At 50.2% G+C, this 17,196-nt stretch carries 8 protein-coding genes; all 8 read right to left on the bottom strand.

Features of this window, described 5'->3' with window-relative positions:
* Window positions 1-4: 4 nt before the first annotated feature.
* The gene (locus F7231_RS06420; RefSeq protein WP_166691330.1) at window positions 5-3,196 is read right to left on the bottom strand and encodes a SusC/RagA family TonB-linked outer membrane protein; all 3,192 of its coding nucleotides are present in this window, start codon (window positions 3,194-3,196) and stop codon (window positions 5-7) included.
* A gap of 340 nt (window positions 3,197-3,536) precedes the next feature.
* Window positions 3,537-4,508, bottom strand: a complete 972-nt coding sequence (locus tag F7231_RS06415; protein ID WP_166691329.1) for a DUF1735 domain-containing protein — start codon at window positions 4,506-4,508, stop codon at window positions 3,537-3,539.
* Between the two features lie 11 nt (window positions 4,509-4,519).
* The gene (locus tag F7231_RS06410) at window positions 4,520-6,103 is read right to left on the bottom strand and encodes a SusD/RagB family nutrient-binding outer membrane lipoprotein (protein WP_085412321.1); all 1,584 of its coding nucleotides are present in this window, start codon (window positions 6,101-6,103) and stop codon (window positions 4,520-4,522) included.
* Between the two features lie 10 nt (window positions 6,104-6,113).
* Window positions 6,114-9,248: a SusC/RagA family TonB-linked outer membrane protein gene (locus F7231_RS06405; RefSeq protein WP_166691328.1), complete on the bottom strand. Its 3,135-nt coding sequence runs from the start codon at window positions 9,246-9,248 to the stop codon at window positions 6,114-6,116.
* Window positions 9,249-9,626: 378 nt separating this feature from the next.
* Window positions 9,627-10,595: a DUF1735 domain-containing protein gene (locus F7231_RS06400; RefSeq protein WP_166691327.1), complete on the bottom strand. Its 969-nt coding sequence runs from the start codon at window positions 10,593-10,595 to the stop codon at window positions 9,627-9,629.
* A 17-nt stretch (window positions 10,596-10,612) separates the two neighbouring features.
* The gene (locus F7231_RS06395) at window positions 10,613-12,127 is read right to left on the bottom strand and encodes a SusD/RagB family nutrient-binding outer membrane lipoprotein (protein ID WP_166691326.1); all 1,515 of its coding nucleotides are present in this window, start codon (window positions 12,125-12,127) and stop codon (window positions 10,613-10,615) included.
* Between the two features lie 21 nt (window positions 12,128-12,148).
* On the bottom strand, window positions 12,149-15,406 hold the full coding sequence (locus tag F7231_RS06390; protein ID WP_166691325.1) for a SusC/RagA family TonB-linked outer membrane protein: 3,258 nt from the start codon (window positions 15,404-15,406) through the stop codon (window positions 12,149-12,151).
* A 258-nt stretch (window positions 15,407-15,664) separates the two neighbouring features.
* Window positions 15,665-17,152, bottom strand: a complete 1,488-nt coding sequence (locus tag F7231_RS06385; RefSeq protein ID WP_085412325.1) for a glycoside hydrolase family 130 protein — start codon at window positions 17,150-17,152, stop codon at window positions 15,665-15,667.
* Window positions 17,153-17,196: the final 44 nt, after the last annotated feature.

Raw genomic sequence — 17,196 nt, 5'->3', positions numbered from 1 at the left:
TGTACTAGAATGTAAGATTGATGTTTACACCATACTGACGTACCGGCGGAGTCTGTGAGGTATTGTTGATCCCCAGACCGTTACCTGACGTAAAGCTGTACTCAGGGTCGGTGTAGTAGTTCATTTTGTCTACGATGGTAATCAGGTTACGACCGTAAAGAGCTATGCTCGCGCCCGACAATACCTTTGTTTTCGACAATACCTTTGAGGGTATGTTGTACGAGAAATTGATATCGCGAAGCTTAATGAACCACGCTTTGTTGACGAAGTTTTCTGAGATCAGACGGTACTGGTCAACCCAGAGAGAATATTCTGGCTCACGTACTTTAATCGTTGTGTTTGGCGTCACGGTTCCATCGGCGTTCAGCACGGCTGAGTTCGGAAAAATCTGATCCGATCGGTTATCCGTCCATTTGCCAGAACCCGTGAAGGTCATCTGGCGGCCCAGGTCGCTAAACATGTAGTTACCACCGCGGTATTCAAAGTTGAACGTAAAGCCGAAGTTGCCATAGGTCATTTTCGAGCCCAAGCCAACAATGTCACGTGGTAACGTACCCCCACGCGGCGAAAGGGTAGACTGACGCAGTGGGTAACCCGTAGTCGCGTTGATCAACCGGTAGCCCGATCCGTCTGGTGCGTACTGGTAACCATCTGTCTTCAACATCGGGAAACGCTGGCCTTTAATCACGTTCGTGCTGGCGTATGAGTAGCCGCTCACGAAGAACTCATCGATACCAGGGTACAGGTCAACTACTTTGTTGTCGTTGTACGAGTACCGCAGGCTGGCATCCCACTCAAACTTACCGCCGCGGGCAATCAGGTATTTCAGTTCTGCCTCGTACCCCCAGTTCTTAGTTTCACCTACGTTGATCAGCAGATTCGAGAAGCCCGTTGTGTTTGGCACCTTTACCGTAATCACCTGTCCTTTCGACGTCTGCGTGTAGGCCGATACGTCTAAGTTGATCCGGTTGTTGAAGAGCTGAAATTCGCCGCCTACTTCCGACGAATACACGACTTCAGGCTTTAGGTTAGCATCAGGCAGGGTGTTGCCTACCGTTAAGCCTACAGTGTTGCCATAAGGGAAGTTGGCGCCGTTGTTGTACACCAGATCGAGGCCATAGAGGGGTACGTTGTCATTGGCGTTCTTGTTATAGTTCACCCGGAATTTAGCGTAGTTCACGATCGAACTCTTCAAACCTGGAATTGCATCCGTAGCGATAAACGACAGGGCAACACCATAGTAAGGATACGAGTAGAAATCGGTTGGACGGGTTGGCTTGTAGAACAACGACGTCTGATCATACCGGAACGTACCGTTCAGGATCAGGAAATTCTTGTAGTTAGTCGTTAAGTCAGCGTAGTAACCTACCCGGCGCTGCAGCGTGTTCGATTCACCACCGGTTAATTCACCCTGCCGGTTGGCTACGTTGAATACATCTGGTACAACGATCGAGCTTGAACCAATAGTTATCCCCTTCGTAGCCCGCTGGTAAAGACTGGTACCCAGGAGTAATTTGTTCGAGAAGTCACCGATATCCTTCGAGAACAGAAGCTGTAACTCGTTATTGATTACGTTTTCTGTAGACGAGTAATCCGTAACAGAACCGAGGTTGTCGGTAATGGCGCGGTAAATACCAGTACCATCGCCGTCGCGGAAGAACGGAGCAGGAATGAACGACTTGGTTTTAGCCCAGTCTGAGTACAGGAATTTCTTGGTGTAGTCTTTACCAGTACGTGAATTGTTCATCACACCGAGTCGGTTGGTGATGGTAGCCCATGGCGCTACTTTGTACGTCAGGCTCAGGTTACCCGTCAGGTTGGCATCTTTATAATTTCTACGGTTGTTGTCCGCATTGAAATACGGGTTGTTGTAGTAGTCGTTATAAAAACCGTTTGGATTAGCAAAGGGGTTGTTTTGCCAGTCGCGCAGGTCGTTCAATGGCAGGTTAGCTGGCTGGTTGATTACGTCGTTGTAGAAGTCGGCCGACGTTCTGTCGTAGTTTGCCTGCGTGTAGCTGGCGTTGAAGCCGGTTGTCAGTTTGCTGTACTCACGCGTAGCTGATAAACGGGCACCCGTCCGCTCGCTCTTGTCGTGCGGAACGATACCGGCAATCTTCTGATTTTCTACCGACATGTAGAACGAACTCGTCTCGTCGCCACCCTGGAAGCTCACTTGGTTGTTCATCGACACGCCCGTATCGAAGCTGTTCAGACGCCCGTTTTTAACGGGTGCGTACGGTACAATCAGTTGACCGCCATCTTCCGTGGTCCGGCCTAACATCCGCAGTGAACCATCGAACGGGTCACCAAACTGTTGGTTTTCGTACGAGCGCCAGTTGCCCTGCATTCGCACCAATGGATCGCTGCTATAGCCAGCTGAGCCGAACGAAGGATAATAGTGAGAGCCTGAGCCGTATTTTTCCTGGAACTGAGGCAGGAAGCTGATTTGCTCAATATTGGTGCTGTTTGAGTAACCTACTTTGATTTTGCCTTTGGCTCCCTTCTTTGTTGTAATGATCAGGGCACCGTTAATGCCGGCCGAACCATAGAGTGTAGCAGCCTGCCCCCCTTTCAGGATAGAGACATTGTCAATATCGTTCGGGTTGATGAGCGCCAGTACCGTAGAGGTCGTTTGCATACCATCGAGAACAACCAGTGCTTCGTTGTTACCCGTCAGTGACCGGAAACCACGGAGTACAATCTTTACAGATGGGTCTACGCTGTTGTTCACGTTATACACAGCCAAGCCCGTTACCTTACCCGACAGGGCCTGAGCCAGTTGCGGCGACCGGCCAACGGTAACATCTTCAGTCGCCACTTTAGAAACGGCGTATCCGATTTCCCGTGGGCTTTTCCGAATGCCCTGAGCTGTTACAACCACTTCCTGAAGCTGTGACGCATCGGGCTTCATGGTAATATCCAGTGCGGTTTGTGTACCAGTGATAACCTCCTGGTTCAGGAAACCGATGAATGAGTAAATCAGCCGTACGGTGCCAGAAGGCACGCTGATCTTGTATTGGCCATCCACATCGGTGGTGGCGCCACGTGTTGAGCCTTTGATGGCGATGTTTACGCCTGGCATAGCTGCACCGTCCTCGGCCGAGGTCACCCGGCCGGTAATTACCCGGTCCTGTGCCAATAGAGGAACACTAATGAAGCACAGCAGTAATTGTGCTAGCAGTAAAAGTTTTCTCATGGTGAGATTGTTGATTAGTTTATTGGAATTGTTAAGCTGAGGTTAATATTTTTCAAAACTACCAGATAGTTATCTAGTGAACAAGCTTCACGATACGCTGTAGAGGTATTTTGTTTTGTATCGGCATTAATAACCTATTAAAAATTTTGCGTTATGTATATATATAGAATTATTATCAGCATAAAATGTCATATTAACAAATCAAGTCCCCTTTATTAATTAATAAAATTATGGCCACTGCCAGCCTGACTTTAATTGATTGTAGCCTGTTGCCTGAAAACCAGAAAGGCCCCTGTCAGTTGACAGGGGCCTTTCTGGTAGAGGTTAATAAGCTACTTGCTTAGCGGGGACGCGCGTACGTCAGCACCTCATCCCAGGTAACCCGGATGTTTGGAGCTGCCGCCACTACGCTTGGCTGGCGCATATTATACTTAATCTTAATGGTTTTGCTCGATGCCGTGTAGGTATTTACGCCGGTCGGGTCTAGTTGAGCCGAACGGGTATTACCGGCAGGCTGACCATAATAATTAGTCACGCCAACAATTTTGTCGGTAGCCGGGTCGAACTCTATCACAGCTGCAAAAGAGCCATAAACACTTATCCCTGTACCTGTGTAGAAAACATGGAATGGCGCATTATAACCGTATTCCCGTTCAACAACAACACATTTGGTAGCTGATACCGTTTCCAGCGTGTATTCAAGTGGCTCACCAATCTGGTTCATGTGCTTGAACGCGGCGTTGGTTACGTCGGTCATTGTACCGGTTACCGTGTAAACACCATCATACTTATTCTTGGCGTTCACATTGATCAGAATCGTACCGAAGTTGCCGCTGATGGTACCTGATGAGATCGATTTGATCTGCACGGGCAGCACATACGCTTTACTGAAGTCGAAGTTGTTGCTTTTGAACTTAAGGGCCACTTTGGCAGTACGCTGGCCTTTGGGAATAACAACCGAGGTTGGCAAAACGTACAACGATGCAGGAATCAGATCGTAGGCGGTGCTTTGCTCAGTATTGTACTGAGTCAATGCAGCTGGATCGGTACCCAACGTTACGGTGATATCTTCAGGTGCTACATTGGCACCTGAGTAACTTACCGTAATCGGGAACTCATTCTCGGCAGCCAGATCGAACGCCTTCGTGTACAACGCATACTTGCTACCGTAGGGAGACAGGAAATCAGTTGGGTTTTTGAACTCAACGACATTAACCGAATTGGCTGGATCTAACGAGAGTTTATCGTCAAGGCAAGAGGTCATAGTGGCGCCTACAAGAAAGAGGCCAACTACTTTTATGAAATTTTTCATGTTCATCTAAATCAGTTTGGATCCCAGAAAATCAGATCGGCGAATTGGTTGACCGCCTTAAAATTGGCTGCGTTATACGACTGCTCCGATGATGGATACAGGATACGGGTTGGCAGTTTGTCAGGACGGGTCGAGTTCGATTTGTTCGAGGCAATGTTGGTGTAGCCATTGCCAGCTGGGTTTGTTTTTGGGTAACCTGTGCGGCGGTACTCGTTCCAGCCCTCTTCTGAGTTGATCATGTTCAGCGCAATGTATTTCTGCGTAATGATCGCCTCAAGGCGCTGTTCGTTGGTAGTAGCCAGGCCGATATTGACTAGGTAGCTCGTAGCGTTGTCGGCTTTGTAGGTAGCCACGTCAGCCGCTACGTTCTTGCCGGTACCAATCGCGTTGTTTACGTCTTTGTACAGGTACGTGAACGACTGTGTGATACCCTGATCGAAGCTTGTAGCAAACGCACCTGGCAGGTAGCCCTTCAATTGTGCTTCAGCCTGCAGGAAGTACGATTCGGTAGCCAGCATAATTGGCTGCCCCATTGATGGCCCTTTCAGAATGCCCAGGGCATTAGTGATGCTCGATGCGCTGTTGAACGTACCGGTATACCAGGTAGAATAGTTGGTAATAACTGTTGGCGCGTTATTCTCGTTACCCAACTGGTTCACAGGCGTGGTGCCAGCCGTAAAGTTCTTGAATATAACTGCACCACGGCCATTATCAACCAGCTTTTGGCCTTTGTAAAAGCCATAAATAAACTGCGTTGGAATCCGTGATGAGTTAGCGAGCGCACCAGCTACATTGTAGCCCCATGAGTTCCACATTGGGTTCTGCTTGCCATCCTGCTTCAGGTAACCGGGGTTAACGATCGCGTCAGTAGTCAGGAAGCCCAGTGTCTTGTCGAGTGCTGCCATTTTCGTTGTTACAAACGAAGATAGGGCCGAAACGCCCGATATACGAACCAGAATACGGAGCTTGAGCGTGTTGGCAAACTGCTTCCACAGTGTCATGTTACCGGCGAAAAGTGGGTCAGACGAGGCGTTCAGAGCTACCGGGAATTTAGCACCGTTGATTTCGGTGATCGCGTCATCCAGCTTCACGATCAAATCCTGATAGATCGTCGCTGCGTTGTCGTACTTAGGCGTACGACCTGCGTTACCCTGAAGGGCTTCTGTGTAAGGCACATCACCGAAGGCATCAACCAAGCGCTGATACTGTAGCGCCGTCATGATCTTGGCAGTAGCGCTGAAGTAGCTCTGACCGGCCACACCAGCCGACTGGTCGATTACGTATTTGTAATCCTGTAGGTTATCGTAAGTGCTTACCCAAAGGCCGTTGTAGTCAGCCGCTACCAGATTATAGTTCAATAGGTTGCCGAAACCTGAGAACCCACCGGCGTTGGCCACATAACCGCCAAAATGAGCACCGTAGTTATTGTAAGAGACTGTCAGCGCGGCAGTACCAACAATGGCTTGTGGTAATACAAGCGGTGCCGATACGCTGGTTGCTGAGTTTGGATTGGTATTGATATCCAAATAGTCTTTGCACGAGGTTGTGCCCAGGGCTACCAGGGTCAACAACCCGAAAATAAGATTCTTTTTCATCGTTTGTCAATTAGAAAGTTAACGATACAGTACCGCCGAAATACCGGGCTGGTGGAGTCTGACCAAGGGTCGTGAAACCTACCGCGTTGCTGTCTGTGCCGTTGGCACTGTACTCTGGGTCAGTGTACAGGTTTGATTTTGGAACCCAGATAAATAAATTACGTCCCTGCGCGCTGATTGTTGCCCCTTTAATGAACTTAGTTTTTGCCAGCAATGTGCGAGGGAATTCGTAAGCAATGGCTGCTTCCCGGAATTTCCAGAAGCCAGCTGAGTTTACGTAGTTTTCGCCGATACCAGTGTTGCGAGTACCGTCAGTCCAGAAGTCAGCACCGCCGCTGCGAACGGCAATGTTGGTGTTGGCTACGTAGTTGCCATCAGCACCGAGGTACGATGAATTTGGAATTACGAAACGATCGCGGTTATACCAGGCCGTACGGATACCAGCTCCCGAGAAATCGTAACCGGTTGAAATGGCATTGTAGATATAGTGACCGTTACGGTATTCAAATACCGTGGTGAACCGCAGTCCTTTGTAGCGCAGGGTGGTGTTCAGACCTACGATGTGGGGTGGGTTAGTGATACCTACGTCGCTGAAGCTACCGTTGCTGGCTGGGTAACCTGTAATTGGGTCAACGATGATACGGCCTTGTGGATCGCGGTTGTAGGTAGTCGTCTGCAGCAGTGGGAAAGGTGAGCCTTTCTTGGCCAGAATGCGCGATGCAGAACCAGAGCTCGACAGAATCAGTTGATCTGACTGCTCAGACAGTGAAATAACCTTGTTCCGGTTGAGGGTGTAGTTAGCACCTACCGAGAATTCCAGACCATTGGCCAGTTTAATAGGCGTCACGTTCAGGTACGTCTCCAGACCTTTGTTCTCTACCTCACCAACGTTGGTCAGTAGGCTTTGGAAACCTGAAGCAGATGATACGAATACCGAAATCGTCTGATCAACCGTGTTGGTTTTGTAGACCGTCAGACCACCGGAAATGTTGTATTTCTTCAGTTCGAAATCGAGACCGGCTTCTGCACCAGTGGTAATCTCAGGTTTCAGGCTCGACGATACCAGACCGTTGTTGATAGTGAAACCAGCACCGCTGGCGTATGGGTAGCCATAAGCCTGACCAAACGTGGTGTTCAGGGCGTAGGCACCAAACGTAGTTGAGTTACCCAGGTTGATCTGACCTACCTGTGAGTAACCACCACGTAGCTTCAGGCTCTGTAACCAGGTTGTGTTTTGCAGAGCTGGAATAGCGTCGGTAGCAATGAACGATACGTCGGCCGATGGATAGAAGAACGAACGGTTCTCTTTCGCCAGGATCGAACGCCAGTCATTACGCGCCGTTACGTGCAGGTACAGATACTCTTTGAAGCCCAAACGAGCTTCGCCATATACACCAGCCTGACGGGCCGTGTAGTTGCCTTCGCCAGCACCTGGGTTGTTCAGTGAGTTGCTGATGTTGTACAGGCCGTTGATAACCAGACCGTTGGCGCTAACGCTCACGTCTTTTGCCTGGTTGTCGCGGAAGCTAACACCACCCACCAGATCAAGGGTAAAGTTGGTGCCGATGTTGGCACGGTACTGAGCCAGGAAGTCGTTTACCAACTGTGTGTTGAACCCGCTGTAGTCAGAGACAGCACCGGCGTCATCTGTCTTAGATGAACCAGAGATGCTCTTGGTGTAATCTGAGAAGGTGAACTTGCCTGAGGTGTTCTTGGTCGACACGTTGCGGGTAGTGATACCCACACGATACGTTAGCGTTAGCCGCTCAAGCGGTTTGTAGCGCAGTTCCATGTTGCCCTGGAAGTAATCGTTCCGGGTCAGGCTGCGGTTGTTCTGCAACGTGTAGTACGGGTTGTCGTAGTATTCGTTGAAGTAGCCATTTGGGTTTGCAAATGGATCATTCTGCCAATCCTTGTACTTCGTTACGTCGACCTGACCGGGTGACATCAGCAGGTTTTCGTAGGCCGTACCGGTAGCGCTGCTAATGTCGTAGCGGTTAGCAATGAAGTTGGTGTTGAAGATCGCCGTCAGGTTCTTGTAGATCTGGCGTGTGCTGTTGGCACGAATGCTGTACCGCTTGTAGCCATCGTAAGGAACTGTCGATTTCTGATCGAAATACTGACCCGAGAGGTAATACGTCGACTTATCGTCGCCTGATGAGATGCTAAAGTCGGTCTGATTAGCGAGACCTGTCTGCCAGAATTTCTCACGTGAACCGGCATACTGGTACGGTACAGACTGGATAGAACCGTCTTGTAAGGGCTTTCCGATAGGCACAATCGAGCCGTCGAAAGCGGGGCCATACTGCTGGTTCTCGTAAGGTGTATACGAAGGTACGTCATCAGGGGTAGTACCTGAGCCGAAGCTCCGCTGCAACTGAGGCAGGTAACTTACCCGCTCAACGGTAGTGGTGTTCGAAATTTTCACCTGCGTCTGACCCGCCTTACCTTTTTTGGTAGTCACGATCAGGGCACCATTCGAGGCGTCAGAGCCGTAGAGGGCGGCTGCACCGGCACCGTTCAGTACCTGAATGTCTTCGATATCTTCCGGGTTAAGGTTACCCAAAATGCTGTTTGGCGAGATGATGTTATCGATGATAATCAGTGCCTGGTTGTTACCTGTCAACGACCGGTTACCACGCAGTACCAATCGGTACGTTGGGTTAACGCCGCTGCTCACCGCCGAGATCAGCAGACCCGGAACCTTACCCGACAGACCCGCCGCAATGTTCGACGACTTACCCTGGGTGATCTCCTGCGACTTTACGGTAGTAGACTGGCTACCCAGTGCACGACGCTGAGCCGTGATACCACCTGCCGTGATGACAACCTCGTTCAGGTTCGTGGCATCGGGTGTCAGGGTAATGTTCAGCGTTGTTTGGCTACCTGTTACCACTTCCTGGCTCACAAAACCGATGAACGAGTAGATCAGCCGAACGGTACCTGATGGTACACTGATCTTGTATTGGCCGTCAACGTCTGATGTTACGCCGCGTGTTGTGCCTTTGATTGAAATATTTACCCCCGGCATAGCAGCGCCATCCTCAGCCGAGGTAACACGTCCGGTAATTACCCGGTCTTGTGCCAGTAGAGGAACACTAATGAAGCACAGCAGTAGCTGTGCTATCAGTAAAAGTTTTCTCATGGTTAGAAAGTTGATTAGTTTACTCTGAGTATTAAAGAGAAATTAACATTTTTTCAAAACTACCAGATAGTTGTTAAGCGAACAAATCGGACTTGCGCTTTTTGGCATTGTATTTATATGGTATAAGTATGATATGCGTCTATAATATTCGCTTTCTAGGCTGTAAAGGCCATTAATACGGTCGATTTGCAACTTTAATTCTAGGTTAAGCTGGTAATAGTTCTATAAGTATAGTAGCTGAATAGTGCCTTGGCTAGATGGAAATAAGTAGCACTTCTTCATCTGACTAACTACCCCCAACAACAAAGCGGTGCCCATTTTCATAGGCACCGCTTTGTTGTTGGGGGTAGTTAGAGACCGAACGAATCAGTTGCTTACTTACCGCTCCCGTAGAAATGTCCACTGTTCATCCCAGACTGCCCGGATGTTTGGTGGCGTTGTTACTACACTAGGCTGACGCATCTGGTACTTGATCCGAATACTCCTGTTAGCTGGGTTGAACGCATTCACACCAGTGGGGTCCAATTGAGCTGAGCGAGTGTTGCTGGCTGGCTGACCATAGTAGTTTGTCACCGAGATGATTTTGTCCGTTGCCGGGTCGAATTCAATTACGGGAGCAAAATTGGCATAAGTGCTGATACCCGTTCCTGCCCAAAATGGAGTGCCCGGTGAGTTATTGTAAGTCAGCACGCACTTTGTTGCCGAAACGGTTTCCAATGTGTAATCAACTTGGCGGCCTGCTGTTGCTAAGCTTGAGAAAGCTGAATTTGTCACATCGACCAAAGTGCCAGTTGGCCGGTATACGCCATCATACTTATTCTTTAGCTTGACCAGGATGATCTTGTATCCATAATTGCTGCTGACGGCCAGATTGTTATCTGTACCGGTTACCCGGACAGGCAAGGCATAATCCGAATCATTGAAGGCACCGGGATCAGCAATCTTATCGCTGCCTGTCGAGAAGTTGATCGATACCGGAGCCAGGCGCTGACCCGCTTTGATCACTGTGCTTGTAGGAAGCTGATACAGCGTCGCAGGAAGCGCCTGGTAATCGGTGCCGTTTGCTGTGTTATACTGAGTCAACACGGCCGGGTCAACCGCCAGATTAACGGTTACGTCCTGTCCCAGGGTTTTTGGGCCCGACAGGTTTACGTTGAACGAGTAACTAACCGGCGTGCTCTGAATAGGAAACGCCGCGTTGGGCGCTACACCGTAAAAAGCCGACGTTGGAATATCGATTACCGGACTAGCGCCCGCGAAATCAACGAAGTGTTCATCATCCTTGAGGCAGGAAGTCAGCCCTAAGGCCAGGCTCCCTGCCAGAAATAGACTGAGAAATTTTTTCATGATACGTGATGGAGTTATTACTTGATCCAGAAGATCTTAGTCTTGTCGAATTGGCTATCTGTTCCCTGTTCACGAACAGCTGTCTCATTGTACTGCGTCTCCGTTTGTGGATACAGCAGGCGAGAAGGTATTTGCTTGATTGAGGTACTTGGGTCCTGCGAAATCGGCACGGCTGGAATACCTGTGCGGCGATAGTCGCTCCACGCTTCAAAGGGGGCAATTCCGTTTAACGAGACCCATTTCTGAGTCAGAATAAGCGATAGCTTGTTCGTAGCCAGATCCCAGTTTACGTTGGCGTTGCCATTGTCGATGTATTGGCGGGCGTAATCTTCGGCAGTACCAACCTCATCTTCAATACCCAGGTAATCATACGACTGAATGATCGCCGACTCATACAAGGTTTTGGCATTGCCGGTGATGTAGCTACGTTGAACTGCTTCGGCCTGTAGGAACAGTGACTCGAATGACGACAAGATAACAGCGGGTTGCTCGGGGCTCTGCAATATACCCGGCCCGATACTCGACGTTTGGCTGTTGACCAGCGGCGAAATCGTACCGAAGTTCGTTGCGTTGAAGTTGTTCCCACTTACTGGGTTGTAAAACGCTGACGTACGGTAATCGCCAGTATTGATCAGGAAGCTTAGTGCATACAGGTTTGCCCGGTAGATGTTGTTGTTCTCAACTGGCTGCCCGTTTACACCTCGGCCATACGTGGCATACAGCGGATTTTGCTGATTCGCCGAGTTGGTATAGCCGGGGTTGATGGCCGCCGACTCGCCAGCCCGCAGAAACCCGTAAGGTGACGCTTTCAACACGGCCAGTGCTGACTGAACGAACGACTGCCGCTCGGCCTTCTCGCTCTGCCGCAAAATCATGCGAAGCTTCAGCGTATTGGCAAACCGACGCCACTTACCGATGTCGCCTTTGAACATAATGTCATTGGCGCCCGGGTTATTAATCGTTTCACCGGCCGCAGCCCGCGTTTCACCACTGGCAAACAGCGTCAGGGCGGCGTCGAGTTGTTTGAAGAGGTCTTCATAAACCGCTACACCCGTATCGTATTTGGGCTGGGCTACAGTCAGTCCCTGCAACGCATTGGTGTAGGGGATGTTGCCGTACGTATCGACCAGAATTTGAAAGTGAAACGCTTTCATGATCTTGGCCATTGCCTGAAGATTGGGCTGGTTTTGAGCCAGCGATTGCCGCTCAATGTAATTGTAGTTCTTCAGGTTCGTATACGCGTTGTTCCAGACCGCCTGGTTAAACGTGTTGGTGAACTGGTAGTTCTTATCCGATGTGGCGATCGAATAGTTACCACTGTAGTTCCAGTAGCCCATCCACAGGTTCAGAAACGTGAAACTTGTCTGATAGTAAGTGGCTGTGTTGGCCAGGGCATTGGGCAGTACCAGCTCAGGTGTGGCGGCCGTTACCTGGTTGGGGTTGTTGTTGACGTCGAAAAACTCGTCTTTACAGCCCGACGAAACGGCGAGCAGCAGAGCCAGTGATCCGATTGCTATTTTCTTGCTAATCATGAGTATGTTGGTGTTTAACGATTAGAAACCAACGCTCACCCGGAAACCGTAGAAACGGGTTGGGGGCGTCTGGTATTCGTCGGTGGTTCCTTGTGCGTTACTGTTGTCGAGTGAATATTCAGGGTCGGTGAAGACGTTCGTTTTCGGACGCAGCATCAGCAGATTCCGGCCGGTCAGCGCGACGTTAAAGGTTTTCACAAACTTGGTGAAGCCCAGAATGCTTGCGGGAATGTCGTAGCTCAAAGCCAGTTCACGCAGTTTCCAGAAATCGGCGCTTGTTACATAGCTCGAACCGGCGTTGTGGTAACCAGAGTTAGTCCAGAATTCGAGGTTCCCATCACGGGTTGTAACACTCGTATTGTTGCTGAACGATCCGTCGGCATTGGCAACCACTGAGTTCGGGAAGATGAAGTTCTGCCGATCGTTGTAGGTAGTCCGAATGCCGGCTCCCGTAAATTCAAGTGCGTTACCAATGGCATTGTAAATCACTGCGCCGCCACGGTACTCGACAACCGCATTCAGGGTAAGCCCCTTGTAGCCGAACGTGTTTGAGAAACCAAACCGGTGTTTAGGCTGGGTAGTCCCTTGGTATTTCAACTCTGTATCCAGAATGGGGTAACCTGTAGAAGGGTTGATAACCGGACGACCAACAAATTGACCTGTTGCATCAAAGTTTGGGCCATTCGGATTGGTGTTCTGCACACGAACGATATCCGTTGTGTAGAGCGCCGGGTAATTCTGACCCACAGCAGCATACACGTCTGAGCCGGCCCCATTACCAAGCGGAATGTTTACACGGGGAATCTGATCACCGTACATATCTGTAACAATGTTGTTATTGTAGGTGTAATTTGTTCCGATATTCCAGGTAAAACCGCCTGTATTGACGATAGGCCGGGTTGTCTTCAGTTCTACTTCGATCCCCTGGTTCTTCATCGTACCTGTGTTGATCAGCGCCGTGGTGTAACCCGTTGAGCGCGATACCGCGATGGGCACCGTCTGGTTCGACGTGATGGTGTTGTACACAACCACTTCAGCGTTCACGCGACTGAACAGTCCGAATTCGACACCTGCTTCGACGTTGGTCGTAAACTCAGGCTTCAGATCCGGCGAGTTTAGGCGGTTGCTCAATTCAAAACCGGGCTGGCTACCAAACGGGAAAAAGGCACCCACGCCCGCGCCGGGGTTGAATGTGTTCTGCAACTGGTAGGCCGCTACGTTTACGTTACCCGCTTTGGCATAGCCACCGCGCAGTTTCAGGTACGTTAGCGCCGTACTGTTTTTCAGGGCCGGAACGGCTTCTGACAGAACCACCGACACGTTGGCACCAGGATAGAAGAACGAACGATTGGCAGGCGCCAACAGCGACGTCCAGTCGTTACGGCCCGTTAGGTTCAGGAACAGGTAGTCTTTATAACCAAGCGTCAGATCGGCGAAGGCACCTACCAGACGGCTTTGAGAGATAGACTCCGAACCGACTAGTTGACCAAGGCGGTTAGCGATGTTATACACGCCAGGTACTACCAGCTGGCCCGCCGATGAAGCAATGACACGACCATATTGAATCCGGGTTTGCTGACCGAGAATCAGTCGGGTAGTGAAATCACCGAATGTGGGCGATAGCGTAACCAGCAGGTCACCCGTGAAGCGGGTTGAGATGCTGCTTTGGTCGCTCACGTTACCATTAACCTGTTGAACCGATGAGGCGATGTTACCTGCGCTCCAAGGGTCAGACCTGGCGTAGTCGCTGAACGACACTGCTGCCAGGTTGCTCTTGAACTGGCTGATGTTCAACTGGCCACCCAAGCGATACAGTACATTGAGCCAGGGTTTAAACTGGTAGGCTACATCGGTAAAGCCCTGCACGGCATAAATGTCCTGCTTGGCGCGCGAATTGTTGCCAGTCACTTGCCACCAGGGGTTTGGGTAGTATGCGTTGAAATAGCCGTTCACATCGCCGTACGGGCTGGTAATATCCATGAGGCGTGGATCACGTAAGGGTGCGTGGGCGGGCTGGTTCAACACGTTCCAGTAGATAGGCCGTCCCTGCGAGAAATCGCCGTTTTCGCGGTTGTAGTTCGAGTATGTGAAGTTTACCTTACCATTAGCTGAGAACTTACCGATAGTACGGCCACCATTCAGCAGGATGTTTGTCCGCGAATATTTGTCGTTAGGCACCGTACCGTTCTGATCTACCCGCTGGATACCAAGTCCGAAGTACTCCGATGCGTCACCGATCCGGTATGACAAGTCGTGCTGCACGGTCGTGCCGGTGTTGAAAAACGCGCGGCGAGGGTCTTTGCCTGTTGATGAAAAAGGGACTTTCAGCGTATCGATCCGGATAGACCCGTCGGCGTTACGTACCTGAACACCGTAGCCCAATGGCTGAATAGAGCCGTCGTAGCGGGGACCAAACTGCTGGTTTTCGTAGGGTACATACAGGCGGTAGCCATTGGCGTCGAGGAAGGGATTGCCTTCACCACCGTTTGAGCTGAAAGTACGCTGCAAATCGGGCATGTATGAGATACTCTCAAACTGCGTGTTATTGGTGTACGATACCTGCGCCTTGTTTTTGCCGGCACCTCGGCGGGTAGTCACAACCAATACGCCGTTCGACGCGTCGGAACCGTAGAGCGCGGCCGCACTTGGCCCTTTCAGGATCGTGGTTTGCTCTACGTCGTTCGGGTTGATCGACGACAGAAACGAAATGTCTGTCAAGACACCGTCTACAACGAGCAGTGCCTGGTTGTTACCCAGAAACGACCGGTTGCCACGAATGGTCAGGCGGGGGTTTGAGCCAACACCATTGTTGGTCAGGTTCACCTGCAAACCGGCCACTTTACCGGTCAGGCCACTTGCCACGTTTACCGGGGCTGCCTGCACAATCTGATCGTTGTTGATCCGGGTAACTGACGTACCTACTTCACGGGCGTTTCGCTGAATACCAAAAGCTGTAACGACTACCTCATTCAGGTTCGTAGCATCGGGAGTCAGTGTCACATTGAGTGTAGTCTGCGTACCAGTTACCACTTCCTGCGTAACGAAGCCGATAAACGAGAAAACCAGTTGAACTGTACCCGTAGGAACCGTCACCCTATACTGGCCATCGGCATCGGTTGTTACCCCCCGGGTAGTTCCTTTTATGGCGATGTTTACGCCCGGCAGCGCCGAGCCGTCCTCACCCGAAGTGACCCGCCCGGTAATTACCCGGTCTTGTGCCAGCAGGGGAACGCTGATAAGACACAGCAGTAGCTGTGTGAGCATTAAAAGTTTTCGCATTGTGAGTAAATTGATTAGTGAATCTATAAAAACAGCGAATGGCTATATGTCCTGTAAAACATATAGACTACATCAAAAATACCAGATAGTTGTCAAGCGAACAAATTGTTATCCAAGCTTTTTGTTTGATAAAAATTTGGTGATATCTAAAATAATATATATAATATTCTGTTTAGTGCTTATTTCTAGGTTGGTACTCAAAATAAAAAATGCCCAGTCGTATTTCGACTGGGCATTTATGCTCCTGTTTTAAGTAAGTTATATAGCGGCAACTACTTGCCTAGCGGCCACCTGTCCGCCTGTCAGCTCAGCTAGCAGTTCATCGACGTTGACAGTAGCAAAACTACTGGCGTAATCAGACATGGCGTAAGGAATAATAAGCGTGTTACCATGAATCTGGCCACCACAGCTATATACCACGTTAGGTACGTATCCTTCACGCTCATTTTCGTCGGGGCTCAGGATCGGCTCTTTCGTGCGACCAATCACTTTCGATGGATCGTTGAGGTCGAGAAGGAAGGCGCCGATCGCGTATTTACGCATCGGCCCAACACCATGACTAAGCACCAGCCAACCCGCTTCTGTTTCTATCGGTGAGCCACAGTTACCTAACTGAACGTATTCCCAGGGATACGTTGGTTTTACAATCAGTTCTTTGGTCTGCCAGAAATACAGATCATCCGAGAACATCAGGTAAATGTTCTCGCCATCTTGCCGCGACAGCGTCGCATAGCGCCCGTTGATCTTGCGCGGAAAGAGAGCCATTCCTTTATTCTGCACTTCGGCCCCATTAAGGGTACTGACCGAGAAATGGGTAAAGTCTTTTGTTTCCAACAACTGGGGGAAAGTCACCCGGCCGTTATAGGCGGTATAGGTGGCGTAGTAGGTCACCTCGCCATCATCGTCGCAAAACTCCACAAACCGGGCATCTTCAATGCCGTTGGTTTCGTTGGGCGAATGCGGAAATATGCAGCGTTCGTCGATGCTCTGGTCATCGTCGAAGTGCATTTCGTAGTTTGATCGGGCCAGGGCTATCAGACCGCTGGTAATGGTTTCGTACTCGGCGTTGTGCCGAAACTGACTCATTACCCGCTTCACCTGCGCTTCAATATCAACTAAGGTGAATTCGTCGCTAAGGCCCGATAGAATACCTTCAGAGATGCTGTTGATCAACCGCAGTTCATACAGCTTTTTCACAAAGGTGTTCTTATCAAACTGCTGGCTAACAATAGCTTCCGGTGACGTAACGTACCTGGATGGCTTCTGAACAATGATGTTTCCCTCCTGATCAACGTACCCGGTTCGAAACGAAATAGACGATATATGCCCTTCTCCGGTAGCGCGCAGGCTGAGAATAAAGCGTTTGTAGCCCGGCGGTAGGTTCGTCTGATCAGGATGCCAGATCATCGACGGGTTGAACAGGGCTGCCGATTCCAGCGAGTACTCCATCGTAAAGTACGCGCCAAGCAGTAGTTTCCGCTCATCGGTTAGCGGTTCGTCGGTCAGCAGTTGAGATTTTACCTGATCGAAACGGCGCAGGAAGAACGGGTTAAGCTTATGGTGTCTATTCCCGAACTCGCGGATGACCTCTTCGAGTTTCTGACGTACCTCGTCTTCCGTCAACGAGTTTACGCGTGCGATGATTTTCAGAACGCGTGTACTATTCCCAAGATCGAACGGTCGAAAGAGAACTCGGGCCGGATCGGGACGCATGACAACGCCTGTACGGGTGGCTTTTAGGCTCATAGGAAAGGTAATGGTAAGTTTTAGGTTTCACGAACTCCACCCAC

This window comes from Fibrivirga algicola, from assembly GCF_011742925.1.
In the GTDB taxonomy this organism is placed as follows: domain Bacteria; phylum Bacteroidota; class Bacteroidia; order Cytophagales; family Spirosomataceae; genus Fibrella; species Fibrella algicola.
Note: the sequence above shows the minus strand (reverse complement) of the source record. Positions and strands in the feature narration are given on the sequence as shown.